Raw genomic sequence first — 264 nt, 5'->3', positions numbered from 1 at the left:
AATAAGGAGAGAGTGCAAGCCTCAAACCAGCGGCAGGACATTAATGTTGAGGCCGCAACGTTTCTAAAAGAACTGGTTGCAGAAGAACCTGGAAAAGTACCCGTTAAAATCGGTGGTCTTATTGGCTGCAAGAACGATTGCTATTTGCCTGATGAAGGATTGTCACTGAACGACGCCAGCGAGTTTCATCAATGGCAGATCAATCAGTTGGCCAGTGCAGACGTTGATTTTCTAATGGCAGCAACCTTGCCCTCTGTTGAGGAG

General features: G+C 47.0%; 1 protein-coding gene. It reads left to right on the top strand.

What is annotated here, in order from left to right:
* Positions 1 to 12: 12 nt before the first annotated feature.
* On the top strand, positions 13 to 264 hold a 252-nt coding region (locus tag AAEZ03_RS27700; protein WP_350583087.1), incomplete at its 3' end, for a homocysteine S-methyltransferase family protein.

The sequence above is a fragment of the Pseudomonas sp. HY2-MNA-CIBAN-0224 genome (genome assembly GCF_040310285.1).
Lineage (GTDB): Bacteria > Pseudomonadota > Gammaproteobacteria > Pseudomonadales > Pseudomonadaceae > Aquipseudomonas > Aquipseudomonas helleri.
The sequence above is the reverse complement of the archived record's forward strand: the minus strand, read 5'-3'. Positions and strand labels throughout refer to the sequence as shown.